This is a genomic window from Pseudomonas fluorescens (assembly GCF_005938625.1).
Lineage (GTDB): Bacteria > Pseudomonadota > Gammaproteobacteria > Pseudomonadales > Pseudomonadaceae > Aquipseudomonas > Aquipseudomonas fluorescens_BD.
In genome coordinates this window covers 153,558-179,699 of sequence record NZ_VCNJ01000003.1, presented here as the reverse complement: position 1 = coordinate 179,699, position 26,142 = coordinate 153,558, and the positions used below count along the sequence as shown (strand labels likewise).

25 protein-coding genes are annotated in these 26,142 nt (G+C 58.9%); 14 read left to right on the top strand and 11 right to left on the bottom strand.

Translation table 11 applies throughout. The features are described from left to right. Positions 1-36: 36 nt before the first annotated feature. The 11 genes from FGA82_RS02765 (at position 37) to FGA82_RS32065 (ending at position 10,111) form a co-directional block, all read left to right on the top strand. On the top strand, positions 37-690 hold the full coding sequence (locus tag FGA82_RS02765) for a hypothetical protein (RefSeq protein ID WP_141125940.1): 654 nt from the start codon (positions 37-39) through the stop codon (positions 688-690). Positions 691-935: 245 nt separating this feature from the next. Continuing rightward, positions 936-1,406 carry a lysozyme inhibitor LprI family protein gene (locus FGA82_RS32370; RefSeq protein WP_249384209.1) on the top strand — a complete coding sequence of 157 codons (471 nt, stop codon included), beginning with the start codon at positions 936-938 and terminating at the stop codon, positions 1,404-1,406. Positions 1,407-1,727: 321 nt separating this feature from the next. After that, positions 1,728-3,122 carry a TIGR01777 family oxidoreductase gene (locus FGA82_RS02755; protein WP_141125939.1) on the top strand — a complete coding sequence of 465 codons (1,395 nt, stop codon included), beginning with the start codon at positions 1,728-1,730 and terminating at the stop codon, positions 3,120-3,122. A gap of 9 nt (positions 3,123-3,131) precedes the next feature. Then, positions 3,132-5,582: an alpha/beta hydrolase gene (locus FGA82_RS02750; protein WP_141125938.1), complete on the top strand. Its 2,451-nt coding sequence runs from the start codon at positions 3,132-3,134 to the stop codon at positions 5,580-5,582. After that, complete coding sequence (locus FGA82_RS02745; protein ID WP_141125937.1) at positions 5,579-6,307, top strand: hypothetical protein; 729 nt, start codon at positions 5,579-5,581, stop codon at positions 6,305-6,307. Before FGA82_RS02750 ends, FGA82_RS02745 begins: the two co-directional genes overlap by 4 nt. Positions 6,308-6,395: 88 nt before the next feature. Then, positions 6,396-6,851, top strand: coding sequence for a hypothetical protein (locus tag FGA82_RS02740; protein WP_249384213.1), 456 nt, complete (start codon positions 6,396-6,398; stop codon positions 6,849-6,851). A gap of 4 nt (positions 6,852-6,855) precedes the next feature. Next, positions 6,856-7,227 (top strand): hypothetical protein, encoded by a 372-nt coding sequence (locus FGA82_RS02735; RefSeq protein WP_141125935.1) that lies wholly within the window; start codon positions 6,856-6,858, stop codon positions 7,225-7,227. 18 nt (positions 7,228-7,245) lie between these two features. Next, positions 7,246-8,094 carry a tetratricopeptide repeat protein gene (locus FGA82_RS02730; protein ID WP_141125934.1) on the top strand — a complete coding sequence of 283 codons (849 nt, stop codon included), beginning with the start codon at positions 7,246-7,248 and terminating at the stop codon, positions 8,092-8,094. 2 nt (positions 8,095-8,096) lie between these two features. Then, positions 8,097-9,170 carry a tetratricopeptide repeat protein gene (locus tag FGA82_RS02725; RefSeq protein WP_141125933.1) on the top strand — a complete coding sequence of 358 codons (1,074 nt, stop codon included), beginning with the start codon at positions 8,097-8,099 and terminating at the stop codon, positions 9,168-9,170. Positions 9,171-9,237: 67 nt separating this feature from the next. Then, positions 9,238-9,669 carry a hypothetical protein gene (locus tag FGA82_RS02720; RefSeq protein ID WP_095119799.1) on the top strand — a complete coding sequence of 144 codons (432 nt, stop codon included), beginning with the start codon at positions 9,238-9,240 and terminating at the stop codon, positions 9,667-9,669. Between the two features lie 280 nt (positions 9,670-9,949). Further along, positions 9,950-10,111 (top strand): hypothetical protein, encoded by a 162-nt coding sequence (locus FGA82_RS32065; RefSeq protein WP_171057230.1) that lies wholly within the window; start codon positions 9,950-9,952, stop codon positions 10,109-10,111. 114 nt (positions 10,112-10,225) lie between these two features. Here FGA82_RS32065 and FGA82_RS02715 read toward each other — a convergent pair whose 3' ends face one another. Continuing rightward, complete coding sequence (locus FGA82_RS02715; RefSeq protein WP_141125932.1) at positions 10,226-10,597, bottom strand: DUF6124 family protein; 372 nt, start codon at positions 10,595-10,597, stop codon at positions 10,226-10,228. A 584-nt stretch (positions 10,598-11,181) separates the two neighbouring features. Here FGA82_RS02715 and FGA82_RS02710 point away from each other — a divergent pair. Beyond that, the gene (locus FGA82_RS02710) at positions 11,182-11,565 is read left to right on the top strand and encodes a hypothetical protein (protein ID WP_007920327.1); all 384 of its coding nucleotides are present in this window, start codon (positions 11,182-11,184) and stop codon (positions 11,563-11,565) included. Positions 11,566-11,757: 192 nt separating this feature from the next. Next, a complete protein-coding gene (locus tag FGA82_RS02705) occupies positions 11,758-14,370 on the top strand; it encodes a hypothetical protein (RefSeq protein WP_141125931.1) in 2,613 nt (870 codons plus the stop codon). Positions 14,371-14,434: 64 nt separating this feature from the next. On the opposite strand, the gene FGA82_RS02700 is transcribed toward FGA82_RS02705, so the two are convergent. From FGA82_RS02700 to exbB, 6 genes are all read right to left on the bottom strand, one after another. Further along, entirely contained in the window at positions 14,435-15,835 is a 1,401-nt protein-coding gene (locus FGA82_RS02700; protein WP_064116442.1) for an aminoacyl-tRNA deacylase and HDOD domain-containing protein, read from the bottom strand. Positions 15,836-15,914: 79 nt separating this feature from the next. Beyond that, complete coding sequence (gene recG / locus FGA82_RS02695; RefSeq protein WP_141125930.1) at positions 15,915-17,990, bottom strand: ATP-dependent DNA helicase RecG; 2,076 nt, start codon at positions 17,988-17,990, stop codon at positions 15,915-15,917. Positions 17,991-17,999: 9 nt separating this feature from the next. Then, complete coding sequence (locus FGA82_RS02690; protein WP_007920331.1) at positions 18,000-18,929, bottom strand: hydrogen peroxide-inducible genes activator; 930 nt, start codon at positions 18,927-18,929, stop codon at positions 18,000-18,002. 183 nt (positions 18,930-19,112) lie between these two features. Beyond that, complete coding sequence (locus FGA82_RS02685) at positions 19,113-19,859, bottom strand: TonB family protein (RefSeq protein ID WP_038359287.1); 747 nt, start codon at positions 19,857-19,859, stop codon at positions 19,113-19,115. After that, positions 19,856-20,284, bottom strand: a complete 429-nt coding sequence (gene exbD / locus FGA82_RS02680; RefSeq protein WP_053125060.1) for a TonB system transport protein ExbD — start codon at positions 20,282-20,284, stop codon at positions 19,856-19,858. Before exbD ends, FGA82_RS02685 begins: the two co-directional genes overlap by 4 nt. 6 nt (positions 20,285-20,290) lie before the next feature. Continuing rightward, a complete protein-coding gene (exbB, locus tag FGA82_RS02675; protein ID WP_141125929.1) occupies positions 20,291-21,250 on the bottom strand; it encodes a tonB-system energizer ExbB in 960 nt (319 codons plus the stop codon). A gap of 188 nt (positions 21,251-21,438) precedes the next feature. On the opposite strand from exbB, the gene FGA82_RS02670 reads away from it, so the two are divergent. Beyond that, complete coding sequence (locus FGA82_RS02670; protein ID WP_141125928.1) at positions 21,439-22,296, top strand: SDR family oxidoreductase; 858 nt, start codon at positions 21,439-21,441, stop codon at positions 22,294-22,296. Positions 22,297-22,374: 78 nt separating this feature from the next. Here the strand turns inward: FGA82_RS02670 and FGA82_RS02665 are convergent, their stop codons facing one another. The 4 genes from FGA82_RS02665 to rpoZ form a co-directional block, all read right to left on the bottom strand. Continuing rightward, entirely contained in the window at positions 22,375-23,115 is a 741-nt protein-coding gene (locus tag FGA82_RS02665) for a hypothetical protein (RefSeq protein ID WP_141125927.1), read from the bottom strand. 67 nt (positions 23,116-23,182) lie between these two features. After that, entirely contained in the window at positions 23,183-23,563 is a 381-nt protein-coding gene (locus tag FGA82_RS02660; RefSeq protein ID WP_003229509.1) for a RidA family protein, read from the bottom strand. 24 nt (positions 23,564-23,587) lie between these two features. Then, on the bottom strand, positions 23,588-25,693 hold the full coding sequence (spoT, locus tag FGA82_RS02655; RefSeq protein WP_007920338.1) for a bifunctional GTP diphosphokinase/guanosine-3',5'-bis pyrophosphate 3'-pyrophosphohydrolase: 2,106 nt from the start codon (positions 25,691-25,693) through the stop codon (positions 23,588-23,590). A 57-nt stretch (positions 25,694-25,750) separates the two neighbouring features. Then, positions 25,751-26,014, bottom strand: coding sequence for a DNA-directed RNA polymerase subunit omega (gene rpoZ / locus FGA82_RS02650; RefSeq protein WP_016985812.1), 264 nt, complete (start codon positions 26,012-26,014; stop codon positions 25,751-25,753). Positions 26,015-26,142: the final 128 nt, after the last annotated feature.

Genomic DNA, 26,142 nt, shown 5'->3' with positions numbered 1-26,142 from the left:
GATGTGAGTTACCCGCCTTTTACGGTGGATGGAGGCATGATTATCGTAAGCCCCGTTCCGGTTTTAGAGGATGAGGGAAAGCAAAACCCAGAGATGGGATTGGGGTTGAGTTTTCTGAATTGCTCGACCGGTACGTTGAGGTTAATTGCGAGGCTGCCTTATGTTGCGGATCCGGGCGAGGTCAGAGATATTTTCACTGAACAAGTAGAGGGTGGAGACCGGAAGCTTTTTGTGATTCATAGTGCGCCAATTCGTGCTTTTACTGGAGCCGTTTATGGAAGCGATTATTTCAGTGTTATGGTTTTCCATAAAATTGGAGATACCTATTCTGCTGATAAAGTTCTGACGGGTTATTTTGGAAGTGGAGCCGATGTTTTGGCTTCTGATGAAGATCAGGCAAAATCTGTTTATACATATCCCTATAAAACTCGAGATTTAATTTTGGCTCAACTGGTATCCAAAAATTATCTAGGCTGGGCTAAGGGCGAGTTGACAGATTTGGTTATTAATAAAAAGACTTCTATCTACTCTCTAACCTCCCCGGCAAGCGTCACTAAAATGTACTTGGTTAGTGGGGATAAAGTGAAGCAGGAATCTATTTCGGCAGGGTGGATTTCAATTTTATATATAACGAAGAAAGGAAAAGAGATTAGAGGTTGGGTGCCATGTGAGAGTGTCGATGGCTGCTAGTGCGCTGAGTGCGAAGTGGTGTAGATCATGTAAATGGTACTGCTAATTAATCTGATCTTATTTCTATTCTTTCCTGCAGGATTAAATGAAAGGTAACTGCATTGGGCGGTCACCGCTAGGTTCAGAAATTCGATAGGTATACAGGCTGAGAATGGGTGCAAACCACGTTTTATTAATGATAAGAAAAATGTGGTCTGTCCCATTTTTATTCAACGCAAAGCCCGAATCACTCAAGGAAGAACACTGTGAACCGTTTTGTTTTTACCCTGCTAGCCGCGCTGCTACTGCCATTTTCAGCGGCCTATGCGCAGGACGACTGCAGCCATGTCACCTCAAGCCTGGAAATGGTGCCCTGCTCGGAGGCGGCGAAGAAGGCTGCCGATGCGCAGTTGAATGTCAGCTACAAGCAGTTGATGTCGCGGCTTGAGTCTGATTATCGAGCAGATCCGGCGTTGGGCGTGGAGTACGCGGCGAAGGTCAAGGAGTCGCAACGTGCGTGGCTGAAATTGCGCGATGCGAATTGCCCTTTGGAGGCGTTCGAGATCGAGACTGGGATGCCGGCGCATGTGTTCGCTATCAACTCGTGTATCGCCAGAATGAGTCGCGAGCGCTCGGCGTATCTGGACAAGATTGCGCCGGAACAGTCCGCGCATCTATCCGATAAAGGCAATGCCAGCGACGCTTGTCCATCCGAGGATGCGACGGCAACGAGCTAACATCCAACGGTCCCTGCAAAAATCCTGCGCTTGCAGAGCAAGCACTGATGGGCGCCGTGAAAATGGGCAATGCCAACGCGATCAGCAAGTTGGGATCTACCTTCGCTAGCGGCGAGTGGGGCACCAAGGATCCATCCCGAGCCATGGCCTGTTACCAAATGGCCCTCGCGAAGGGTAGTGAAGGCGCGAGTTTCGGTTTGGAACACTTGAAGAAAAACTCCACCACACCAATCAAACCCAGCTACTGCTACTGACAACCCCCGAAACCCCACGCATTTCCTTTAAACTCCCCACCCCCAAGGAATGCGCTCAGGACACGGAATGCCAGCCCCCTCGTTCTCCCTTCGCCCAGCGCTAGTGCTCTGGTTATACGCCGCCGCAATCGTGCACATTCTCGCCGGTCTCACCCTGACCTGGGCCGGGCATTCCGGTTTACTCGACGGCTATCTTGAAGTTCTCGAACTCGCATTCTGGGGCGCCGATGCGGTACCTGCGGCCGGCCACGAACAACAAGTCTGGTGGCTCGCGCTGTTCGGCGCGACGCTGCAAAGCTATTCGTTGTACATGCTCGCGTTGGTGCACTTGGGCAATCGCTTGAAAGCCCCGGCAGTGTGGGGCTGGTTGAGCGCCGGCATCCTGTTATGGGCGCCGCAGGACATGTGGCTTTCAGCGCAACAACAGGTCTGGTCGCACTTGTGGCTCGACGGTTTTGCGTTGCTGGTGTTGTTGCCGCCGTTGTTCTGGCTGTATCGGCATGATCGCCGGAAGCCTCCTGCAGTAAAGACTCCGAGCCAATCCAACCCGTTTGCCGACAGCGCTTTCAAACGCGTGCTGATCACTGGCGGCACCGGATTCATCGGTGAAGCCTTGGTCAATCAATTACTCGACGCGGGCCACTCGGTCAGCGTACTGACGCGCGATCCGTTGAGCGCGGCCAATCTATTCAACGGCCGCGTCCGCTGCGTGCATTCGCTCAGCGAACTCAGCCACGACGAAGCCTTCGACGTAATCATCAATTTCGCCGGCGCCCCTGTCGCCGGCCCACGCTGGACTCCCAAACGTCAGGCGCAACTGCTCGCCAGTCGAGTCAGCACCACCGAAGCGTTGATGACTTGGCTGAAGAACACCAAGCAAAAACCAGCGCTATGGATTCAAGCCTCGGCCATCGGTTTCTACGGCGTGCGCGATGCCAGCGAAAACCTCGACGAACACGCCAGCAAGGGCGACGGTTTCATGGCCGAACTCTGCGCGCGTTGGGAAGCCGCCGCGCAACCGGCCACCGAGTTTGGCGTGCGTCAGGTGGTGCTGCGTCTTGGCGTGGTCTTCGGCCCCGGCGGTGCGTTGACGCCGTTGCTGCTGCCGTTCCGCCTGGGCTTCGGCGGTCGCATGGGCGATGGTCGGCAGATCATGAGCTGGGTGCATCGCGACGATGTGCTTCAGGTGATCGCGCGGTCTTTCAACGACGACAGTCTGGGCGGCACCTACAACATGGTCGCGCCCGAAACGGTCAGTCAGGCCGCGTTCGCCGAGCAGGCCGGCAAAGTCCTCAAGCGCCCGGTGTGGTTGCACATTCCCGCCGCGCCAGTGCGTGCATTGGCGGGGGAGATGGCGCAGTTGTTCTTCGACGGTCAGCGCGTGGTGCCGCAGCGTTTGACCGAGGCGGGCTACACATTCCGCTATCCAACCCTCGACGCTGCTCTGCGCGATCTGACCTGAGGATCGCTCATGAACAAGCCGTTGATGTACCTGCTGGCCGGCAACGGCAGCGCTGCCGATTGGTGGGATGACGCGCTGCCGCACTTCCAGCGCTACGACGTGGTGCCGCTGGAGTTGTCGGGCTTCGGCGCCAATCCGCTGCCACCCTGCGAGGATCTGGCGGACTACGCGCAAACCTTGCTGGCGATGACGAAGCAGGGCAGCGCGATCATGGCGGTCGGGGTCAACGCGTTGCTGGTGCTGCACGCGTTGCAACGTCGCCCCGGGCACTTTTCGCGCAGTGTTCTGTTGGCGCCGGTTGGGGCATTTTTGTGGCAGCGTCGCTTGCCGGCATTGATGTCGCCGCTGCCCATCCGCAAGACCATTCACTGGCTACTGTCGAACAAACCCACGCTGTTCGCGCGCAAGTTTTCCAAGCAGACCTGGACGCCTGCGCAGTACCAGCGCATGGGCGCCGGCTATGCGCGCTGCCGTGCGTTTGTGCCGCACTGGGATCTGATTCGCGCCGACACTGCGCTGCCGCTGCTGGAGTGGATCACCGATCCGGTCGAGCTGGTTTGGGGCGATCAGGACGCTGTACTCGGCATCGAGCAAGCGGCAGCGTGGTCGGCGATTCTCGCCCGCGCTGATCTGACCATCAGCCTCAAATCTGGTTGGGGTCATTACCCGTGGATCGACTCGCCCGCCGAATTCACGCAGTGGCTGGAGTCGGGCGAGCGCGGGTTTGTCGCGCACACCAAGGGCGGGCGTTTGCGCCTGGCTGAACTGGCGCGGCAAGCGGTCCCGGCGGCGCTGACGCTCAACGATTGCGCCGATCCGCGTCTGCCGGCATTTCTCGCCGCCCAACCTGATGTGACCTGGGCGGTGCGCTCCTCCAGTTATGGCGAGGATCAGGCCGATTCGGCGAATGCCGGTTTGAGCACGACCTATCTGCGCGAGCCGTCCGCCAATGTGCCGAAACGCATCGCCGAACTGACGGCCGAAGGCGTCGAGGAAGTGGTGGTGCAGCGCTTCATCACGCCTGTAGTTTCCGGGATCGCTTTTGTGCGCCATCTCTCGGTAGAACTGGAGTGGGTTGAAGGCCATCTCGAATCGCTCGCCGACGGTCAAGTCAGCCCCGCGCGGGCAACGCTTTCGCGGCTCGGCGATGCGTGGCGCAGCGGCACATTCACGCCGTCCCACGGCTTGACCGAGGACCTGCTGTGGCGCTTTCTGCAAGACGTGCTGCGCGCGTTCCACTACGTGCCCGGCGACGTCGAATGGGCCTGGGACGGCGCGCAATTGTGGCTGCTGCAATACCGGCCGATCAGCGACTACGGCTGGCGCCGGCACCTGACCGCCGCGAACATCGCCGAGATCCTGCCGCCGCAACCGAGCGTCTTGGTGGAATACGCCCAGCGCCGCGCGGCAGCGAGTATCCCGGCGATCATGGCGCGTTGGGATGCGCGGGTGTTGCAGGACAACGAGCCGTTCACCGCCATGTTCGGCGGCGCTTCCTACATCAACAATGATCTGTTTCTTGCCCGGCTGGCCGACTGGGGCATCAGCGCCAGCAACTACGCTGGTGAAGTCGGTGGCGCGACGCCGCATTTGCCGTGGCAACCGCTGAAGATGCTGCGTTCGTTGCCGCTGTTTTTGCGTATGCAACGCAAGGCTCGCGGGCATTTGCTGAACCTTGAAAACGGTTTGCAGCGTTTCGATCGGGAGCTGGCCGAACTCGTCGCCCAAGCTGCCGATGGCCAACAACTCGCGGACTGGTTCACCCGGTTTTACGTGTTCGTGGTGCAAGGCAATCTGTGCATCGCCACGGCACTGGCCAGCAGCGGCGGCGATTGGCTGGGCCGCCCGCCGACCGCTTACGACAACCTTGAAAACAGTCCACATCGATTGCCGTGGGAAACCGATCCGGCCACCCCTCGGCCCGCGTCGAGCGATCTGCCGCTACAGCCATTCCCGCAATGGTCAGGGCTGATCCGCCTCGCGCATTCGAGCGGCCTGCCGGGCCTGCGCGGTTACTACCTGCAAGTACGCGAGTGGTATCGCGACAACCTCATGCGCATCTTCTTTCGTCTGCACCACGCCATGCCGCTGGCGGATCGCGAGCACTGGTTTGCACCGCATCCCGACATTCGCACCCGTGACGGCAGCTTCTGGCAGGACGGTCGCGAAGGTGCCGAGCAGGCGACCGGGTTCATGATTTATCCGGGGCAGGTGCGGGGCATCCTCGGCGAGGACATCTTGCTCGAAGACACCCTCGATCCGGGGCGGCACGCGCATTACCAAACAGCGCGGGCAGTGATTGCGCGGATGGGTGGGCGGCTGTCGCATGGCTCGACGTTGTTGCGCGAATTGCGCAAGCCGTCGGCGGTGATGCCACAGGTGGATCCGGCGTGGGTGGGGTGTGAGGTGTTGTATCGGGATGGTGAGTTGCAATTGATCAATTCGAAGGATGCGAAGTGAAACTACGATACCTCCGCGAATTGATCTTTGGTCTGGTCGCGTTTTTACAGGTGGATTATGTGACTGCCGCAGGTCCTGTATTGGTCGGTAACGAGCCCGGCCAGTCGCCGGTTGCGCAAGGCCCGACCGAGACAGTTGTAGACATGGGTTCGTGTCGGTTCTCCATGCCGCTGCTGCAGAACCAATGGCTGAAGTTCGACGATTTCTATTCGGTATTTATCGCAGCCAAACAACTGCCCAAACCGTCCAGCGCCCCCAGCTTGTGGCAAGCGCAGACGTCGAGTGGTGCCGACTGGCACTTCGAGAAACACGGTGACCTGAGCCAGCCGTGGTTTGGTTTGATGTGTGAAAACTCGGAATATTTTTCGCTTCTCACCGATTGGAAACCCCCGGAAGACGATGCGTTTGCGGTGCAAGTCCTGCGTGACGACAACGACCGCAGGTGTCCGGCGACTCGTACCGATCAGGGCTGGGTGCCCAACTCTCTGGCGGGTCGTGCGAATACCTACACCTTCGAACAATGGGGAGGGGAGAATTCTTCGGGGTTCATCTTCGGTTTCCACGACAAATCACGACGGCACATAACCCGCATCGCTTTTTGCCTGCTGCGAGGTAAAGACGTGCTGATCGGCTCGGCGGAATCAGGTTCATCCGCCCCGCTGGCGATCAGCAACGAAGGGTTCGAGCAAATCAGGAAAGCGGTGCGCGGCATTGCCTTCGAATGAACATCCCCAAAATGCATTACGTCGACGGAGCTACAGCGTGAAAGGATTTTCGGTTCTTCTCGGCAGCTTGATATTGGCTGCCGCGTCCATGGCATTCGCTGCCGATCCAGCCTTCAAGGATTACACCGTCACGCCTGTTTTCACCGGCCCCAACCATAAATTGGTACCGCAAGAAAACAGCAGTCCAATGATGGATCAGGTACGGGTGCAAGCCCTGAAAGGCAAGGTCAACTTCGCCGGCCATTACATCCTGCACAGGCTCGGCTGTGGCGGTAGCGCCATTTGCGGCGAAGTGCTGGACGTCCAGACCGGTGAGGTTGTTGGTGGTCTGCCGAATGCTTACGACGGCAGCACGTTCGGCATGGTTTACCAGCCCGACAGCAGCTTGATTATCGTGTCCGGCATCACGCTCGACGGCGAAGAAGATGCCCAAGGGAATGCTTTGGAAAGTGGTAACCGAGACCGTTACTACGAATTTGTGAAAAACGAATTCCGGCTGCTGAGCATGACCGATGTGGAATCGTCGCAGATGGATGAGGAGTGAGTGGATGAACTGGTTTTTCATTCGGCCTGTGCTGATTGCGCTTTTGTTTTTATCTCATTCACTGCCCGCGACTGCCAGTGAGGGGAGTTGCTACGGCTACCTTACTGAGCTTGTCAGGAGCAGCGATTTTCCGTTCCGTTATATCGGCAAGGACAAGGTCAATTTGCTGATCGACGAGGACGACGGTGAAGTAGTGCGCGCTCAGCTGTTTTTCGACACCGACGGCACCGGCACGATTGGCTGGATCAAATACACCCCGGCTACCCACGAATTGCTCAACACCTCGGCCGAGTTGGATGAACCGGTGGCGTTGTCATTCGACGCCAAGTTTGCGGACGGCTATGCGAAGTGCCTGACAAAACAAAAGGCCGGCTAACGGCGAAAAGGATTTGCTATGACCAGCCTTAAGTGGGTGTTGATGATTGGCGGTTTGTTCAGCGCTACCAATGTCTTTGCCGTTGACCCGCCAATAGTGGGAGCCGCCGGAAACACAGTTACGTTCCAGGCAAAAAAATGGACATCACCCGTCGTGGAATCTACCACTGCCTGGTTCACCGCGAATGGAAAAACGTTCCCGTTGTTTCATGCCGGCATTGGTGGCCAGGCTTATCCTGATTGGCTCAGCCCTGACAAAAAATTTCTACTGGCGACTGCGGTGGAGTACGGCGTAGTCATAGGTGAGAACGGTGAGGAAATAGCGACATCACAAGGGCATTGCGATGTGATCTCGATGGAAACCGGTTGCGTGCTTGCTGAGAGTTACGAGCGGTTTTGTGAGGGTAAATGGGTAGGCAATCAATGGGTTTCCGAAGAGGGCGGGGTGCTCAATCCTGTCTTGGAGACTAAGTCACCCAAGGACCTGCTGAAATATGCTTCGAGTATCGAGCCGGTACAGTCCCGAGCAGAGTCCATCGAATGGAGCCTGAGCTTTTTAAGCCCGGAATCCTACATGGCCTGTCATCCCCCGGCGCAAAGTGTTCAGGCTTACAACGACCTCGGTTTCTACTTGGCCGAGGGCGGCAACGATGAGTTGGCGCTGAAGTTTTATCGAGGCGTTGAGGCGGTTGGTAAGCGCACGGTGCTGATGCTGAACATGGCTGATTCGCTATGGCGACTTGATCGCCAAGAGGAAGCGCAGCGTTATTACCGCGAGTACCGCGACGCGATGAGTGCCGCCGGTAAAGCGCAGAAGATTCCGCAACGCGTCGTTGAGCGATCCGAAATTCAGGGACTGAAAGAGTGAATATGTTCTTTCGCTTTATCGTGTTGAGCCTTGGGCTTCTATCCACTTCCTACGCATTTTCTGCCCCGCAAGTCCTCAAGGAAATTCCGGCTAGCTTGCTGGGTGATGCATCACGGCAAAAGGTGTTTGTGCTGGCGGGTGATGCGGACGAAGTTTCTAACCGATTGTTGATTGCGCCGGAACAAGCGCGTGACGAGGACATCTTGCTCGATACGTCGAAGGCGCTGCCTCTGATCAAGAGTCAGTACTCGTCTGCGCTTCAGGGTGTCTTCAGCGTCCATGTACTCAAAGGTCGCCCCGGCGTCATGACGGTCATTGATCCGCAGGCTGAAGAAGCTGTGGTCAAGCAGCCGTTCGTTGAGGCTGGGGATTACATCGCGCTGGTAACCAGCGAGGAAGATAACGCGGTTTACAACTTCAACCTGTTGTTCGCCTTCAATAGAGGCTCAAAGCAGTTTGAGCTGAAAGCTCTGCTGGAAGTGGCGAATAACGACTCCTGTGACCGGTCGCTTGTCAGCGTTGTGGAGTTGCCGGTGCAGACATTGGGCCCGATCACCCTCGCCTCTTTCGATGGGCGTGAAGCGCTGCAGAAGCTGCGGGTTGCTCGTACTGGCAGTATTGAGGGCGTTAGAAAGAAATTGATGACCGTCAATTCGGCTGATCTGCTGGATATGGCGCTGGCAGCCTACCGACAGGGTGATGACTCTTCCTTCAAGGATACGATGAGCTACGCGTTGATGGGTGGTGGTTCACATGACACTTGTCCCCCGGATAGCTATATCGCCGCAAAGTACTACTACCCGCAGCGTCCCGGCTGGTCCAACGACCTCGGTTTTCTGCTCGGCGAGGCGGGTTACTACGCAGAGTCCATTGAACTGTTGAATGCGGTAATTGCACACAACCCAGAGCGGACGGTGGCTTACCTGAATCTCGCAGATAGCTATTGGGCTATGAACGATAAAGAGCGAGCGGTGCCGGCGTACAAGCAATACGCATCGCGTATGTCGGAAGCGGGAAAGGCTTCGAAGATCCCGGCGAGGGTGGTTGAGCGCAGCGCTGTGGCGCCCGAGGCGTGACCAGCGCTCGGTGAGTTGCTGAAAGCATGTTTTTTATTACCCATGAACCGCTAAAGGAATGTTCGGTTTGAAATTTTCGTCTGCATTGTTTTCCGCGTTGCTCGTTTTCGTTCCTCTGGCGGCGCATAGCGAGGTCACGACCGAGGTTTTTTGCTTCCGCTCCTACGAAGGCAAACCCATAAATTTTGAATTCCGAACCTATTACGACTCTGTCGCCAAATGGAGCGGTGCTGGCGTCAAGTACAGCAAGTCAAAAAAGGCTATTGGGCTGGTTCATCGCAGTACTGAACAAGAAGAACTCGTGTATGGCCGGCCCTACCAGTACACGACAACTTGGGTTGAAGTAGTTGATGGCGCACTGACAGGTGAGTATCAGATGGTCACTCAGGGTGGCCGGGTTGATGCGATGTCGTATACGAATTACAAATCCGCAAAGAAGTATTCGTTTGAAAACGATTACAACGTGGATTCGAAACCTGAAACAGGTTGCCAATGGTGAGGCAGAGAATATTCAGGAAGGGGACTTAACGTCCCTTTATGGGTAGTCAATCCCGTCTCGCCGATGCGTGATGAGTCAGCGACAGGGATAGAGCCTGCGGTTTGCTTCGATCAGATAATCAATGTCGGAGTGTTTCCGGCGGCTATTCAAAAGCTTTCAAATATCGCTACTCTCTCGACCTTCAAAATTGCCATTGATTATCCATGCCCAAGAATCAAGGGGGCGGGTGGCGCCGGCAGACAGGGCGAACCAGTCAAATTTCGAGACCTGAGAGGTTTCCATGAAAAAGTCCAAACATGAACCTAAGCCTATGATGGCTGCCCGGCTCCAGGCCGAAGCTCGTGAAGTCTTGGCCAAGCGTTCCGATAAGCGCAGCCGCTTTCTGGATGTTGCGTTGGCCAAGGGTTCTGATTTTGAGCCTGTCGGTCGACTCGCCGGCTGACGGTTTAGGATTCTCAAAAAAGCTGCCGTGATTGGCAGTTTTTTTGTGCCTGGATTTTACAGGCAGTTGCAGAAAGGGGACTTAACGTCCCCTTTTTTTCATCCACAAATCTCGCTACGGCTTGGCCGCCACGCTTCGCACTTCAATCTGGTCGAGCGTCCCTTCCACCATCAATCTCACCCCGTCCGCCATTCTGCTCAGGGCCAGTGCCACCGAGCGGCGGGAGCCATGGAGGTCGTCGGCGAGGTCGCAGGCGATGACGCTGATGGACAGGAGGTCTTCGGAGGCGTTGGCCATGAGGGCTTCGGCGTCGGTGCCGGGGGAGAGTTTGAAGAGGCCGTTCTCGCGTTTGGGGTGTGGATCGACGGCTGGTTTGAAATGGTGGTCGAGGGCGCGCTCGGCGGCTTCGTGGAATTTCTTTGATTCCAGAGATTCGTAGGGCGAAACGTCTGGGTTTTCGGGGGGATTGGGTGTTGGTTTGATCATTCGGTCTTACTCCAGTTTAAGGAGCCGACACCGTTTCGCTCGCACTTCGAAAGTGGTGGCAGCTGTGCATAGGTGTGCAAGACCGGTGGAGTAACCCGGCAGACCCGAAGGCCTCCCATACACAGCCGCCATAACGATCCGCGAGCATAGGAAAACGCTCGGCGAATTGCCATAACCAATGTGTACTCCAACCGGACTTGCACGTCCGTATCGCCAATCTGCGGCGACACACAGAGCCTATCGATCGCTAGCCAACTCGCCTAGTTCATGGACAGCCCCGCACTTTGCAGGAAATTTCCCATAGATTCGCGGGGCGGAAGATCAAAAGATCGCAGGCTTCGCCAACTCCTACAGGGATGTGTTTCAACAGGTGTAGGAAAGGTGTGTGGTGAGACGCGGAGCATCTCGGGATGCATTCCCACGCGGAGCGGGGGAACGATCAGTGGGCGAGCGCTGAATCGTGACTTGGCGGTCATCGTGCGGGAAATGGTCAGCATCCTCTTCCAACAGCGTCAGATACTGGCGTTATCGTCCGAATCCCTTACACTGCCCCGGCCGTTCATTTTCCTTTTGAGGCTGTGCGCATGAAATTTCGTTTTCTTCTGTGGATGATGGGTTTGTTGATGGGTAAGGCCAGCCGGACAAATCCTGCGTTCCAGCAGCAGTTGGGTGACAAGGATCTGGTGTTTCAGCTGCAGACGCTGGACGGGAAAGTGGCGCGGCATTTCGTGGTCAAGGATCAGCGCATCACCAGCAAGTCTGGCGTGGTGGCAGAGCCGGCGTTTGCGATTGCGTTTAAAGATGCCGGTTATGGCTTTGCGACGATGCAGGCGAAGAACAAGCAGTTGGCGTTTATGCAGGGGATTCAGGACAAGTCGATCCAGCTCAAGGGCAATCCGGCGCTGGTGATGTGGTTTCAGGGGTTGATGAAGTATTTGAAGCCAAGAAAGGCGAAGGCTAAAGCTTAAGAAGTCGCTGGCTTGAACAAACCCATGCGCGCGCACTGAATAACGGTGCGCTTGTCTTGTAAGGCCATCATTGCGGCTCGCAAAGACAATCGGACTGTCATTTCTATCAGGTGTTTTGTGCATCGTCGCGATGCTCTACTCAAGTTCCAGTTCCGGCCTTAAGGGACTTCACCGACTTGATGGAGCAAGCTCATGACGCAGACACACAGTATTTCGACCCCCAAGTCTCTCGATCCGACATTTGCTCAGGATGGCGTGCTGACCTTACCGATACCCGGCATTGCGGGCGACGAAGCGGCGGCGGTCTTGGCGCTTCCCGATTCTAAATTACTCGTTGCGATACCTTTAACGGGAGCGAACGCCCCGGTTGCCATTGCGAGGCTGAATGACGACGGTTCGCTGGACGAGACCTTCGGTCTGGCGCGCAGAGGTTTCGTTGAAATAGCGCTGGAAGGGGCTCGGATCAGCTATGTCTCCGGTCTCGATGCGCTCGAGGATGATGGTTGGCTGATACGCCTTCAGTATTTCTCGACTACCTCCGATGACGTTGGCCTCGCACTGGTCCGCCTGAAAAAGACCGGTGAACTGAACGAAACGTTCGGCACCAACGGCGTGCGGTTCATCTCCCATTATGGCAACCCCGACCCCGCTAGCGCGCCGCGCAAGACCAGTCATCCGAGCAGCAGGTTCTCTCAGACTGCGCACGCTTCATTACGGTCAACGGCCCTGAAGGTGGGCGGCAAAATCGTCCTGCTTCATCTCGTGTTTTTTGCTGATGCGCCATTGCCAGTGGGCGTTGTGATACGTCTGCAAGCGGATGGCTCCCTCGATCGATCATTCAACGGTTCGGGCTATGTGGTTGTGAATGTCGCCACATCGAATAACGTCTCCGGTATCGCCGTTCAAGCCGATGGCAAGGTGCTGGTCTGCGGTGCATACCAGGACGGATCGGGAGGCCGTGGAGTTTTTCTGGCGCGTCTGGACACAAATGGCGCGCTGGACAGTCGATTCAACAACGGCCTGGCCTTGTTGATTCCCGACGATGAAGGCGAGAATTTTCTGCAATCGATTTCGGTACGTGAAGGCGATGGCAGGATTATCGTCGCGGGCCAAGCCCTGCGTAATGGTCTCGACGGTGGGTTGATCGCTGCATTCACGACCAGCGGCGCGGCAAACCTTGTGTTCAATGGTGGCAAGCCGCTGTTTTCGCCGTTACTAAAAGGGTTGGCGTGGACGCATACCTCGCAGGTGGGTGGTTTGATCGTTGTTGTCGGGCAGGGTGAGTCAGCCGTGGTGACGGCGCGTTTTCTTGCTGATGGAAAACCGGATACGGCTTTCAACGGTACGGGGCATGCGTTGTTTGAAGACAGCGCAGGGGAAGCCTTCGCGCGAGGTTTGGCCGTCATGGGGGACAGCCGGATCGTGGTGTGCATTGAACTCTCCGTCCATTCTGATCTTCCCAAAGTCCCTGGGCGTTTCGTGCGCTATCTGGCGGGCACGCCATCCTTGAATAACGATCCGACCTTCGGCGACGGTGGCATCCTCAGATTTCCGTTTCCCGGGTTCTCGGGGTATGACGTCAGGGCACTGCTGGCGCTGCCGCAAAACAAATTGCTGGTTGCCGTTCGCCTTTCAACACCCGGTGCGCCTACACGGATCGTTCGCCTGCTTGAAGACGGTGCTCTCGACTCAGCTTTCGGTGGAGAAGACTCCGGCTACGTCGAGATCAGGCTGAAAGAAAGTTTTTACATGAGTCGGATCCTCGGGTTTACACCGCTGAGCGATGGCGGTTGGCTGGTTGGTGCTCAGTACACGGAAGAGGGCGCGAATAACTCGACGGGCCTGGTGCTGGTCAGACAGCGCGAGGACGGGCAACTGCATACGTCTTTCGGGGAACAAGGTGTGCTCTATCTTCCCTACGCGAAGATGGGCGGCGGCGGATATACCGGGGTGGTGCAAGCGTCTGCCAGCGGTGCCGCAGTGGCTGGCGCAGCAGGGCTGGTCGCGCAACAACTGGACGAAAAAATCGTCGTGGTCAGTACCGTTGAGGATGCTGCCGGACGGACAAAAGGTATCGCTCTGAGGTTCGATCCGAACGGTTCTCCCGATACGACCTTCAACGGCACTGGCTTTGCGTTCATAGAGCTTGCAGAGATTTCGCCTTCTGACATCGTTGCGCAAGCGATCGCGACCCATGTGGATGGAGCCGTGGTGATCTGCGGCCATTACTTCGCGAAGAGTGCGCATGGCGCCTTTGTTACCCGTCTCAACGCCACGGGCAAGGTTGACGCAGACTTTGGAAACAACGGCGCGGTGGACGTGCCCCACGATCAATGGATAAGCCTGGACGTTGCGGCAATCGTCGACGACAAGATTGTTGTGGCCGGCGGTGCGGCGGTGGAGGGCGTCTCTCAGGGCTTGATTGCGGTGCTCAATCTCAGCGGCTCCTACAATCGGGTGTTCAATGGTGGTCAACCACTGATTTCGTCACCTGTCTCCCAAGGTGTCAGATGGTTGCATTGCGTGCCGCGTACGGACGGTTCAGTCATCGTTTGCGGTAACAGTGGCACTGGCGCGCTTGATGAGAATCTCAGCGCGGTCACCGCACGCTTTCTGGCGGATGGTTCTCCAGACTCCTCTTTCTTTGGTTCGGGATTTACCGTTTTCAATGAAAGCGCGGGTTTCGAATACCCCCACGGCATGGCGGTAATGGACGATGGGCGCATCGTGGTGGGCGGAGTGTATTTCACCGACTCTGGGTACGATAAAGGCTGGGTGATCCGTTACCTGGACAAGTCGGCTTAAGCCGGAGGTTGGCCCATCGCGGGCAAGCGTCGCTCCAACTGGAGGTTGCTTGCCCGCTTTGCATTCAGGCCTGGCTGAACTGCGAAGCCAGTTCGCGCAATAACACCTCGGCCTCAAGCACTTTGCTGACGACGTCATTGGCTTTGTCGCGAGTCAGGCCGACGCGTTCGAGCAGCGCATCCGGAATATCTTCATCCGGTCCAGAGCCAATCCCGCGTCCACGCAGCAGGCGCACGGCCAGGCAGACGAGGTTCGGGTATTCGGCGTAGGCGCCGTCGTAGCTTGGGTCGTGCTGGAAGCGCAGGGCGGTGGCCAGTTCATCGGGCATGTCCCAGTAGCGCATCAGCCACGAGCCGATCTGTTCGCGGCTGATACCGAGCAGGTGTTGCTCGATGTAGCTGTGGCACAGGTGCGGGTTGACCTCCAGGTGGCGGCAGATCAGCGAGAAGTGCGGCGGGAACACGTGGGCCAGCAGCAGGTAACCGAAGTTGTGCAGCAGACCCGCCAGATACGTCAGGCCGGCTTCCGGACGCTGGGCGCGCGGCATGGCGCGGGTCAGGCCTTCGATGACGGCGGCGGTGTAGATCGATTGCTGCCAGTACGGCGTGGTGTGTTGCGGGTGGTCTTTCGGCAGGCTCAGGGTCTTGCCGAGGGCCAGGCCCAGCGCCAGGTTGATCACCAGATCGAAACCGAGCACGCGAACGATCGCGTCTTCCACCGAACGAATCTTGCCCGGCGAAGCGTAGTACGGCGACGCCGCCCAGCTCACCACTTGTGCGGCCAGCGCCGGGTCGGTTTCAACCACGCCGGTGATGTCGTCGATGGTGGCGTTGGGGTCAACGCGCAGCTTGATGATTTTTTGCGCGGTTTCGGCCAGCGGCGGAATCTCGATGGTCGCTTCCAGACGCTGCTGAATACGCCGCGCAGTGAAGGCTTGTACGGCCTGGGTGATTTCCTCGCGGTCATCGTCCGGGCGGTCGAGGTTCGGGCGGATACTGCTCAGGGCTTCGCCGAAGTTGGCGGCGCTGGCCTTGGTCAGCATGGTCTTGAAGTCTTCGCTGGCGATTTCCAGCAGCAGGCCCGGCTCGCCGGAGTTGATCAGCAACTTCGGTTCGCGCAGCAGGCTCTCTTCGTAGAGGCACGGCGAACTGGTCAGCGCCGGCAGGCCTGGCAGCAAGCTCAGGCTGTGCTTGCCGAGCATCTTTTCCAGGCGCTCGGTGGACACGGCGGTCAGGCGCCGGCCAGTCAGTTCGGCGAGTCTGTTGAGGTCGAGCAATTGGCTCTGCGGAAACAGCACCATCAGCGCGCCGACGGCGTCGTCCAGCAACACGGCTTGTACCTTGCGCGATGCATTGAGGCCGTGGTGGTCGAGCACTTCTTCGTAGGCGATGCCCAGCTTGCCCAGCAGCAGCCGAATGACAGACGGCGCGTGCGGGGATTCGGGGGCGAGAGCGGCTTCGGTCATGATCTGTATCCGTTTTTGAAACAATGGCAGGAGTATAACCACCTTGGTCAGAACGATCTGTCAGAAACTGCGACGGTGCTCACACTTGGCCGTATTGCTGCCCGTGGCGCAACCAGCGATCGAGTAATGGGCTGACGTGGGTTGGCCAGCGTTCCAGCAGGGCTTGCGCGGCGTCGCGGACGGCGGGCAGCAAGTCGGCGTCGCGCATCAGGTCGGCGACTTTGAATTGCAGCAGACCGGTCTGGCGGGTGCCGAGCATTTCGCCGGGGCCGCGCAGTTCGAGGTCTTTTTCAGCGATGACGAAACCGTCATTGGTCTCGCGCATGATGCCCAGGCGCTGGCGACCGATCTGCGACAGCGGCGGGTGGTAGAGCAGCACGCAATGGCTGGCGGCGCTGCCCCGGCCAACGCGACCGCGCAACTGGTGCAGTTGCGCGAGGCCAAGACGCTCGGGGTTTTCGATGATCATCAGGCTGGCGTTGGGCACGTCGACGCCGACTTCGATCACCGTGGTCGCGACCAGCAGTTGCAGGTTGCCGGCCTTGAATTCGGCCATCACGGCGGCCTTCTCGACGGGTTTCATGCGCCCGTGAATCAGCCCGACTTTCAATTCGCCGAGGGCAAGAGTGAGGTCTTCGAACGTGGTTTCGGCGGCCTGACAGGTCAGCTCTTCCGACTCTTCAATCAGCGTGCACACCCAGTAGGCCTGACGGCCCTCGGCGCAGGCACCGCGCACGCGTTCGATGACTTCGACGCGGCGGGTGTCGGTGACCAGTACGGTGTTGACCGGCGTTCGTCCGGGCGGCAGTTCGTCGAGGATTGAAGTGTCGAGGTCGGCGTAGGCGCTCATCGCCAGCGTGCGTGGAATCGGTGTGGCGGTCATGATCAGTTGATGCGGGCACATGCGCCCGCCGACGCCTTTCTGCCGCAGCGCCAGACGTTGTTGCACGCCGAAGCGGTGTTGTTCGTCGATGATCACCAGCGCGAGGTTCTTGAACTGCACTTCGTCCTGGAACAGCGCGTGGGTGCCAACCACCATCGGTGCGCCGCTGGCGATCTGTTCCAGCGCGGCAACACGGTTCTTGCCCTTGAGCTTGCCGGCCAGCCACGCGACTTCAATGCCCAGCGGCTCGAGCCAGCGCTTGAAGGTGATGAAGTGTTGTTCGGCGAGAATCTCGGTTGGCGCCATCAGCGCGACCTGATAACCGGCCTCCAGCGCTTGCAGGGCGGCGAGGGCGGCAACCACGGTTTTGCCGGCGCCGACGTCACCCTGAATCAGCCGCAACATCGGTTCGTGCTGACTGAGGTCGTAGGCGATTTCATTGCCAACGCGCTGTTGCGCACCGGTCGGATTGAAGCCGAGGTTGGCCAGATATTTCGGTGGCAGCTTTTTCGCCTTCGGCATCGCTGGCGCGCGCAGTGAACGCATGCTTTCTCGCAGACGCTGTTGCGACAGTTGATGGGTCAGCAGTTCTTCGAAAGCGAGACGATGCTGCGCCCAGTGATGACCGAGCGCGAGTTCGTCGACGTCGGCATCGGCGGGCGGGTTGTGCAGGTAGCGAATCGCATCGGCCAGCGGCGCCAGTTGATAGTCGCGGGCGAGTTCGGTCGGCAGCCAGTCGGGCAAGGTGTCTGGCTTGAGCATCGTCAGCGTTTGCAGGCACAGCTGACGCAGACGCGCTTGGGTCAGGCCTTCGGTGAGCGGGTAGACCGGGGTCAGGGTTTCATCCACCGGCGGCGGTTCGTCGCCGGTGATGGCGCGATATTCCGGGTGGTAGATTTCCAGTCCTGAGGCGCCGGGCCGGGCTTCGCCGTAACAGCGAACCCGCGTGCCGCGCTTGAGGCCTTCTTTCTGTGCGTTGCTGAAATGGTAGAAGCGCAGGCTGAGACCGCCGGTGCCGTCCTGCAGGCGCACGACGAGGCTGCGGCGTCGGCCCATGACCACGTCGGCGCCGCTGACGGTGCCTTCGACCACGGCGTCCTGTCCCGGTCGCAACGCGCCGATTGGCACCACACGGGTGCGATCCTGATAGCGCAGCGGCAGGTGGAACAGCACGTCCTGCAGATTCTCCAGGCCGACCTTGGCCAATTTCTCGGCCATGGCTTCGCCAACACCCTTGAGTGCCGTCACCGACACTTGCGACAGCTCAGTCATGACGCTCGCTTAACCGGCCGTAACCGGCGCCGCTGGCTTGGCCACCGAACACAGGCGAATGGAGTCGGCGAGGATCTCGATGGCTTTCGGCCGCGGGAAGCTCGCGCGCCAGGCGATGGCCACGGTGCGGAACGGCACCGGCGGCGACAGTGGGCGCACTTCAATCACGCCCGGAGCGTAGTGGTGGCTGTCGACCGCCGACAACGGCAGGATCGAGATGCCCAGACCGGAGGCGACCATGTGCCGGATGGTTTCCAGCGAGCTGGATTCGACCGTAGTGTGCTTGGCGCCGTCGTTGCCCTTGGTCAGGGTCGGGCAGGCTTCCAGCACTTGATCGCGGAAGCAGTGGCCTTCACCGAGCAGCAGCAGGCTCTTGTCGTTGAGCAGGCCGGCGTCGATGGTTTCTTTCTGCGTCCACGGGTGCTGCGCCGGCATCAAGACGTAGAACGGCTCGTCATAGAGCGGCAGGGTCAGCACGTCGGCTTCGTTGAACGGCAGGGCGATGATGATCGCGTCGAGCTCGCCGTTGCGCAGTTTGTCGCGCAGCACGTGGGTGAAGTTTTCTTCGATGTACAACGGCATCTGCGGGGCGACCCGGTGCAGTTGCGGAATCAGATGCGGGAACAGGTAAGGGCCGACGGTGTAGATTGCGCCGACTTTCAGTGGGGCGGTCAGCTGGTTCTTGCCGGCCTGGGCCAGTTCGCGGATGCCTTGGGCTTGCTCCAGAACCTTCTGCGCCTGGGCGACGATGCCTTCGCCGACCGGGGTCAGGCGCACGGCGCTTTTGCTGCGCTCGAAAATCAGCACACCGAGTTCGTCTTCAAGCTTTTTCACGCCCACCGACAGGGTCGGCTGGCTGACGTGGCAACGTTCGGCGGCGTGGCCGAAATGCTGCTCTTGGGCGAGGGTAACGATGTAGCGTAATTCTGTGAGGGTCATAGCAAGCGTCCATGAAGATGCGGGCCAAGCATACCGGCTGCAATCGATAGACGCACGTTATCAGACTGAGCGCTCAATGCGACTACGTCATAAAGCAAAAGATCGCAGCCTTCGGCAGCTCCTACAGGGAAATGCATTCCAATGTAGGAGCTGCCGAAGGCTGCGATCTTTTGATCTTGCTACTTAGCGGCGGCGTTCGAGCGAGTAAACAAACGGCGCCACAATTTCGATCGAGCCATTGTTCAACATGTCGGCCGGTGGCTTGGGCAACGGTTGTGCGCGGCGGATCATTTCCAGGGTAGCCCGGTCCAGATCGGCGTTGCCGGAGCGGCCCACCAGTTCGAACGACAGCACATTACCTTCGGCATCCACCACGAAACGCAGACGGTTCAAGCCTTCCTTGCCCCGTGCCTGAGCACTGGCCGGGTACTTTTTGTACTTGGCCAAATGCGCGAGCAGAGTGCCTTGCCAGCTGGCCTTGGCAGCCATCTGAGCAGGCGACGGACCCGGTGCAGGCTGGGCGGATTTCTCCGTCGGTGCCTGAGTCGGTTGCGTGTCGGCCGGTTTCTCCTCGGAAGGTTTTTCCTTCGGTGGATCGGGCAGCTTCTTCTCGACCGGCTTCGGCGGTTTAGGCTTGGGCTTCGGCTTGGGTTTCTGCACCGCGATTTCAGCTTTCGGTGCTTCGGCCAGCTTCGGAATCGGCAACTCTTCCACCGGGGCCGGTGGCTGCGGCGGTGTGACGACTTTCGGCGGAGCAGGCGGTGGCGGGGCCGGAACCGGGGCCAACTCGACCATCATTGCCTGCGGCGGCAATTCGATGGGCGGGCGGGCGGTCCAGTTCAGCGCCAGCGCGATGGCCAGCGCATGAACGCCCAGCACCACGGCCAGGCTACCGCTGTAACGCGTCAGCTTATGGCGCGTCGTGATCATTTCTTGGCTGCCGTCTCAAGTCCGACCAGACCGACCTTCAGGTAACCGGCAGAGCGCAGGTTATCCATCACGCTCATGAGATCGCCGTAATCCACGCCTTTATCGGCCTGGAAGAAGATGGTGGTGTCTTTCTTGCCCTTGGTTCTGGCGTCGAGGGTTGCGCCCAGTGCTTCGGGCTTCACTTCGTCTTCACCGAGGAACAGGCGTTGGTCAGCCTTTACGCTGAGGAACACCGGTTTCTCTGGCCGCGGCGCCGGTTTGGCGGTCGAGGCAGGCAGGTCGACTTTGATGTCCACGGTGGCCAACGGAGCGGCCACCATGAAGATGATCAACAGCACCAGCATCACGTCGATGAACGGCGTGACGTTGATTTCGTGGTTCTCGGCCAGATCGTCGTCTGCGCCTTCTTTCAAATGCAGGCCCATGGCCGATTACCCCACTTTGACCATGTGCGGCTGCGAGCTGCGCTCAGGCTGGTGGTCGAGGTCGCGGCTGACCAGCAGCAGAACTTCTGCCGAAGCGTCGGAAACCTGCGCCTTGTAACCGGCGATGGAGCGGGCGAACACGTTGTAGATCACCACGGCTGGAATCGCAGCAACCAGACCCAGTGCGGTGGCCAGCAGTGCTTCAGCAATACCGGGCGCTACGACAGCAAGGTTGGTGGTCTGGGTTTTGGCGATGCCGATAAAGGAGTTCATGATGCCCCATACAGTACCGAACAGACCGACGAACGGCGCGGTGGAACCGATGGTGGCGAGGACGCCGGTGCCGCTGCTCATGTTGCGACCACAGGCTGCAACCAGACGCTCAAGGCGGAAGCTGACGCGTTCCTTGATGCCTTCTTTCTCGCGGCTGTTGACCGACAGGCGCATCTCTTCGAGCGCGTCGTGCACCAGCAGGTTGGCGAGGGTGCCTTCCTTGCCGGCGGTCGCGCTGGCTTCTTTAAGGGTGGTGGCTTTCTTCAGGGCGGCGATTTCGCCACGCAGACGACGCTTGGCGCCCATCAGCTCGAAGCCTTTGGCGATCCAGATGGTCCAGGTGATGATGGAGGCGATGGCCAGACCGATCATCACGATTTTCACGATGATGTCGGCGTTCTGGTACATGCCCCACGGCGACAGGTCGTGGGCCATGCCCAGGCTGTTGTCGGCTTCGAGAACTTCAGGAACGTCGGCAGCGTCGACTGCTTGTACTGGATCGGTCGCGGCCGGAGCAGCGGCAGGGGCTTCAGCAGCAGGGGCGTGCTGTTCGGTCGCGGCCGGTGCGGCAGGTGCTTGAGCGTCGGCGAAAGCGGCAGTCGGTGCCAGCATCAGGCTGAGCAACAGAGCCGCCACTGCGCTCCAGGCGCGAGGTCGATTGGTTGGCGAAGCGGGGATTTGATTACGTGTCATGCTGGCCGGACCTGAGATAGAAAAACGGTGATGCTCTACCAGGCCTCGTAAGGCCGAGAACAAAAGTGGCGTGCATTATTGCAAGTAATTCTTGTTAACAAAAGTAATAGAGTATCTTTTTTTCCTGCATTGCTAGCCGCTCGTCCTGTCCCGAGGCTAGTCTGTGTCTTTCCGATAGGAGTTTTTTGATGTCCGCGCCTTCTGTTTTGATTGCCGGTTGTGGTGATGTCGGCAGTCGTCTGGCCAAGCAATTGCTGGCGGCTGGCTGGGAAGTTCATGGCTTGCGCCGGGATGTTTCGAAGCTGCCTGCTGGGGTGACCGGCGTTGCCGGTGACCTGTTCAATGAAGACTGCCCGGCGACCTGGCCGGTCGGTGCCGTGGACTATCTAGTGTATTGCGCAGCGGCAACCGATCACGATGAAGCCGGTTATCGCGCGGCTTATGTGCAGGGTTTGCAGAACGTGCTGAGCTGGCTCGACGACTATGGTCAGGTGCCTGAGCAACTGATCTTCGTGTCCAGTAGCAGCGTTTATGGGCAGCAGGAGGGTGAGTGGGTCGATGAGAACTCAGAGACCATCGCTGCCGGTTATTCAGGACGATTGATGCTGGAGGCTGAGCAGGTCGCGCTTAAGAGTGGCATTCCTGCGAGCATTCTGCGGTTGACCGGCATCTATGGCCCGGGCCGCGAGTGGCTGCTGACTCAAGTGCGTCGCGGCTATCGCGTTGCGGTCGATCCGCCGCTGTATGGCAATCGGATTCATGCTGACGACGCGGCAGGGTTGCTGGCGTTCCTGTTGGAGAAGGCTCGGCAGGGCGTGAAGCTTGAGGATTTCTACATCGGTGTCGACGATGCACCGGCGCCATTGGCGGAAGTCGTAGGCTGGTTGCGTGAGTATCTGGGCGTTACCGAGTGGGCGGACGACGCCAGCGTACGGCGCACGGGCAGCAAGCGTTGCAGCAATGCCCGGGCTAAAGCGTTGGGCTGGACGCCAATGTACCCAAGCTACCGCGAAGGCTATGCCGCGATCCTCGAAGGTAAATGCTGACTTTTTAACAACACAAAACAACTATGGGAGCGAGCAGGCTCGCTCCCACATTTGATCTTCAGTGGTTTCAGAAGCGGGTTACTGCTTCTCCAGCAACCACTTGCGCTCGCCCGGCGTGTACTGCGGCATTTCATCCGCCAGCGCTGTGTTCACGGCCTGGAAAATCTCCAGTTCCTTGCCCTTGCGCGCAAAGATGTAGGCATTGCCTTGACCGTTGAGTTGCAACCACATGTTGTCGTTGGTGCTGCTCATCGACGCGCAATCGCCCGCCAGGCACAAGGCATAACGGTCGGCCCCCGGCAAACCGGAAACCTGGCCATCAGCCTGGAACTGCACGGTGCTGCCTTCGCCCTGACCATTGGCGATTGTCCAGCTGCCGCCCATGTAGGCGGAATACAGCGCGCGTTCGAAACTGGCACCGATCGGCGCGCCTTCCGGCACCGGAATCTGTGCGCGGTCGAACACCTGCTCGGGTTCGTTCTCGCTGGCGGCTTGCTGCAGTTGCCCGCCGTCGCGTTTCAGCTCGCTGGCGGAGCTGCCATAGAAGTCGACTTTCCAGGCGCCGGATTTCTCACCCAGCAGCCGTCCTTCGACGTTCTCAAAACCGTTGGTGTAGCGGGCCTGACTGGCCTTGGTGTTGACGTCCCACTCAAGGTTCGGGCCGTAAGCCTGAAGCGCTTCGCGCAGGGGGCCGCCCTTGGCTGCGGCATCGATCGCCACCTGGTTGATCCAGGTGCCGCTGATGTCACGGTCGGCAGGGTTGCTGGCGCAGCCGCCGAGGAAAATGGCGAGCAGCGGGAGAGCTAGCGCTTTGCGCATGGTGGAATCCTTTCAAAACCTTTTCTTGCAGCAACCGGCGCGGCGTTTGAAGGCCGCGCCGTGCGCATCACTCGATGACCAGAATGGCATCCATTTCAACCTGCGAACCCTTCGGCAGGGCAGCAACGCCGATGGCGGCGCGGGCCGGGTATGGCTGGTCGAAGTACTTGCCCATGATCTCGTTGACCTTGGCGAAGTGGCTCAGGTCGGTGAGGAAGATGTTCAGTTTGACGATGTCCTTGAACGAACCGCCAGCGGCTTCAGCCACGGCTTTGAGGTTCTCGAACACCTGGACGGTCTGGGCTTCGAAGCCTTCAACCAGTTCCATGGTTTTTGGGTCCAGAGGAATCTGACCCGACATGTAAACGGTGTTGCCTGCCTTGATCGCCTGGGAGTAAGTACCGATGGCGGCCGGGGCCTTGTCGCTGGTGATAACAGTCTTGGTCATGTATGACTCCTTGTAATGGTTGAGTTATGCACGCATGCGGGTGATGCGGATCACCCCGGTCAAGGCGCGCAGCTTCTTGATCACGCGGGCCAGGTGCACACGGTCGTGGACGCTGACCACCAACTGGACCACGCTGATGCGACCATCGCGTTCGTCCATGCTGATTTTCTCGATATTGCCGTCGGCTGCGTTGACGCTGCTGGCCAGCAGGGCGATCAGGCCGCGCTGGTGTTCCAGCTCGACGCGCAGTTCGACGTTGAATTCGCCCGTGACATCCTTGGCCCACGAGAGCTGGATGCATTTTTCCGGGTTGTGCCGGATTTCGCTGATGTTGCGGCAGTTGTCCAGGTGCACGACCATGCCTTTGCCCGCCGACAGGTGCCCGACAATCGGGTCGCCCGGGATCGGCGTGCAGCACTTGGCGTAGCTGAGCACCAGACCTTCGGTGCCGCGAATCGCCAGCGGGCCTTCCGGGCTTGGCAGTTGTTCGCCTTCGCCGAGCAGGCGGCGGGCGACCACGTAGGCCATGCGGTTGCCGAGGCCAATGTCTTCGAGCAAGTCTTCGATCAGTTCGAGGCGGTATTCGGTGAGCATCGCCTTGACGCGTTCGGCCGGAATCTTCTCCAGCGAACTGTCGAAACCGTTGAGCACCTTGTTCAGCAGACGTTCGCCGAGGCTGATGGATTCAGAGCGGCGTTGCAGTTTCAATGCATGGCGGATGTGCGTGCGCGCCTTGCCGGTGACGACGAAATTGAGCCACGCCGGGTTCGGCCGTGCGCCGGGGGCGCTGACGATCTCGACCGTGGAGCCGCTTTGCAGCGGTTCGGACAGCGGTGCGAGACGACGGTTGATCCGGCAGGCGATGCAGCTGTTGCCGACATCGGTGTGCACCGCGTAGGCAAAGTCGACCGCCGTGGAGCCTTTCGGCAGCTCCATGATCCGGCCTTTTGGTGTGAACACGTAGACCTCGTCCGGGAACAGGTCGATCTTCACGCTTTCGATGAATTCCAGCGAGTTGCCGGCACGTTGCTGCATTTCCAGCACGCCTTTGACCCACTGGCGGGCACGGGCGTGGGTGCCTTTCGGCTGCTCGTCACCGCTGGACTTGTACAGCCAATGGGCGGCGATGCCGTTGTTGGCCATCTCTTCCATTTCGCGGGTGCGGATCTGGATCTCGATCGGTACGCCGTGCATGCCAAACAATGTGGTGTGCAGCGACTGATAGCCGTTGGCCTTGGGGATCGCGATGTAATCCTTGAAGCGCCCCGGCAACGGTTTGTACAAGTTATGTACAGCACCCAGCACGCGGTAGCAGGTATCAACCTTGTCGACGATGATCCGGAACGCATAGACGTCCATGATCTCGTTGAAGGCCCGACGCTTGCCGCGCATTTTCTTGTAAATGCCGTAGAGGTGTTTCTGACGACCGCTGACTTCGCCCTGGATACCGTCGATGGCGAGGCAATGACCAAGGGACTCTTCGATCTTGTTGACGATTTCCTTGCGGTTGCCCCGGGCGCGTTTGACTGCCTGGTAGATCCGCGCGGAACGCATCGGGTGCATGGCCTTGAAGCCGAGGTCTTCGAATTCGATGCGGATCGCATGCATGCCCAGCCGGTTGGCGATGGGCGCGTAGATTTCGAGGGTTTCCTTGGCGATGCGTCGGCGTTTTTCCCCGGACAGCACTTCGAGCGTGCGCATGTTGTGCAGGCGGTCGGCAAGCTTGACCAGGATCACGCGAATATCGCGTGCCATGGCCATGGCCATTTTCTGGAAGTTTTCAGCCTGGGCTTCGGCCTTGGTCTCGAAATTCATCTGGGTCAGTTTGCTGACCCCGTCGACCAGTTCGGCCACGGTTTCACCGAACTGCGCTTGCAGCGCTTCCTTGGCAATACCGGTGTCTTCGATCACGTCATGCAGCATCGCGGCCATCAGGCTCTGATGGTCCATGTGCATGTCGGCAAGAATATTGGCCACGGCAAGAGGATGCGTGACGTACGCCTCGCCGCTGCGACGGCGCTGACCGTCATGGGCTTGTTCGGCGTAGAAATACGCTCGGCGGACCAGGTTGACCTGGTCATTGCCGAGGTAGGTCGATAAGCGATCGGCGAGGGCGTCTATGCTCGGCATGATAATTCCTGCCGTAAGCTGTGATCCCGCGCCGTGCTACGTCGACCAGGCATAGGCTTAGACGGCCTCGTTGGACTCGTCCTCGAACGCTGCGAACAGCGGCTCATCCTGGACGATTTCCTGCTCGGCGATGAACTCGTAGCTCATCAGGCCTTCAGCGATTTCACGCAGCGCTACAACGGTAGGCTTGTCGTTTTCCCACTGAACCAGTGGCTCTTTGCCGCCGGTGGCCAGTTGACGGGCACGTTTGGTAGAGAGCATGACCAGCTCAAAACGGTTTTCCACGTGGTTCAGGCAGTCTTCAACGGTTACGCGGGCCATGGTATTCCTCGGAGCGAATGCAATATGCGCGCTGCCCGGTTGGGCGAGCGGACTAAACAGTTTAAAAAATCACCAGCGATTAGGGAAGCGCTGATTTTTTGACCAAGCCCTTCAACGCGCTGCAAGCA

Coding starts and splice junctions, on each gene's coding strand:
- FGA82_RS02765 (WP_141125940.1), top strand. CDS start 37: ATGATTATCGTAAGCCCCGTTCCGGTTTTAGAGGATGAGGGAAAGCAA.
- FGA82_RS02755 (WP_141125939.1), top strand. CDS start 1,728: ATGCCAGCCCCCTCGTTCTCCCTTCGCCCAGCGCTAGTGCTCTGGTTA.
- FGA82_RS02750 (WP_141125938.1), top strand. CDS start 3,132: ATGAACAAGCCGTTGATGTACCTGCTGGCCGGCAACGGCAGCGCTGCC.
- FGA82_RS02740 (WP_249384213.1), top strand. CDS start 6,396: ATGGCATTCGCTGCCGATCCAGCCTTCAAGGATTACACCGTCACGCCT.
- FGA82_RS02735 (WP_141125935.1), top strand. CDS start 6,856: ATGAACTGGTTTTTCATTCGGCCTGTGCTGATTGCGCTTTTGTTTTTA.
- FGA82_RS02730 (WP_141125934.1), top strand. CDS start 7,246: ATGACCAGCCTTAAGTGGGTGTTGATGATTGGCGGTTTGTTCAGCGCT.
- FGA82_RS02725 (WP_141125933.1), top strand. CDS start 8,097: ATGTTCTTTCGCTTTATCGTGTTGAGCCTTGGGCTTCTATCCACTTCC.
- FGA82_RS32065 (WP_171057230.1), top strand. CDS start 9,950: ATGAAAAAGTCCAAACATGAACCTAAGCCTATGATGGCTGCCCGGCTC.
- FGA82_RS02715 (WP_141125932.1), bottom strand. CDS start 10,597: ATGATCAAACCAACACCCAATCCCCCCGAAAACCCAGACGTTTCGCCC.
- FGA82_RS02710 (WP_007920327.1), top strand. CDS start 11,182: ATGAAATTTCGTTTTCTTCTGTGGATGATGGGTTTGTTGATGGGTAAG.
- FGA82_RS02705 (WP_141125931.1), top strand. CDS start 11,758: ATGACGCAGACACACAGTATTTCGACCCCCAAGTCTCTCGATCCGACA.
- FGA82_RS02700 (WP_064116442.1), bottom strand. CDS start 15,835: ATGACCGAAGCCGCTCTCGCCCCCGAATCCCCGCACGCGCCGTCTGTC.
- recG (WP_141125930.1), bottom strand. CDS start 17,990: ATGACTGAGCTGTCGCAAGTGTCGGTGACGGCACTCAAGGGTGTTGGC.
- FGA82_RS02690 (WP_007920331.1), bottom strand. CDS start 18,929: ATGACCCTCACAGAATTACGCTACATCGTTACCCTCGCCCAAGAGCAG.
- FGA82_RS02685 (WP_038359287.1), bottom strand. CDS start 19,859: ATGATCACGACGCGCCATAAGCTGACGCGTTACAGCGGTAGCCTGGCC.
- exbD (WP_053125060.1), bottom strand. CDS start 20,284: ATGGGCCTGCATTTGAAAGAAGGCGCAGACGACGATCTGGCCGAGAAC.
- exbB (WP_141125929.1), bottom strand. CDS start 21,250: ATGACACGTAATCAAATCCCCGCTTCGCCAACCAATCGACCTCGCGCC.
- FGA82_RS02670 (WP_141125928.1), top strand. CDS start 21,439: ATGTCCGCGCCTTCTGTTTTGATTGCCGGTTGTGGTGATGTCGGCAGT.
- FGA82_RS02665 (WP_141125927.1), bottom strand. CDS start 23,115: ATGCGCAAAGCGCTAGCTCTCCCGCTGCTCGCCATTTTCCTCGGCGGC.
- FGA82_RS02660 (WP_003229509.1), bottom strand. CDS start 23,563: ATGACCAAGACTGTTATCACCAGCGACAAGGCCCCGGCCGCCATCGGT.
- spoT (WP_007920338.1), bottom strand. CDS start 25,693: ATGCCGAGCATAGACGCCCTCGCCGATCGCTTATCGACCTACCTCGGC.
- rpoZ (WP_016985812.1), bottom strand. CDS start 26,014: ATGGCCCGCGTAACCGTTGAAGACTGCCTGAACCACGTGGAAAACCGT.